This is a genomic window from Blautia sp. DFI.3.45, assembly GCF_020593505.1.
GTDB classification, from domain to species: domain Bacteria; phylum Bacillota; class Clostridia; order Lachnospirales; family Lachnospiraceae; genus Blautia_A; species Blautia_A wexlerae.
In genome coordinates, this window is sequence record NZ_JAJDMI010000175.1 from 1 (window position 1) to 452 (window position 452).

Annotated in this window: 1 protein-coding gene; it reads right to left on the bottom strand. The window is 43.6% G+C overall.

Annotation, left to right across the window (positions count from 1 at the left end):
- Positions 1 to 66: 66 nt before the first annotated feature.
- A complete protein-coding gene (locus LJE09_RS17485) occupies positions 67 to 405 on the bottom strand; it encodes a CGGC domain-containing protein (protein WP_118521761.1) in 339 nt (112 codons plus the stop codon).
- Positions 406 to 452 lie beyond the last annotated feature (47 nt).

Genomic DNA, 452 nt, shown 5'->3' on the forward strand with positions numbered 1-452 from the left:
GCAATCTGGAATGAATTTTGGCTACGTTACTGTGAACGGAGTGAACAGTAACGTATGGAAACTTTTTTATTCCTTATGTGTCCCTCTGACTACTTTGATTCCACGTTCTTCTATCATATTGCAGATCTGTGTCATCCTTGGACATTCATGCTTTCCATCCGGGAGACGACAGACACCTACGTGGATGGTACTGATTTTTTCACTGACCAGTCTGTCTATCTTTTCCAGGATTCCTTTGTCTTCTATGGGTTCTATCGGGTTGACGCCTTTGCATTCGTTACAGGTCATCATTGCTGCCAGACAGGTATCTTCCGGATAATCCTGAAAGAAATCGGTTCTGTTCTGAAATGCTGCCAGGCATCCAACTCTGGCGCATACATTATTAGAATGAATACACGGTGACATGCTCTCGCCACTTAAATCTTACAGATTTTGAAGTGGGAGCTTCCTGC

Excerpts from the sequence above, each read along its gene's own strand:
- LJE09_RS17485 (WP_118521761.1), bottom strand. The coding sequence starts at position 405 with ATGTCACCGTGTATTCATTCTAATAATGTATGCGCCAGAGTTGGATGC.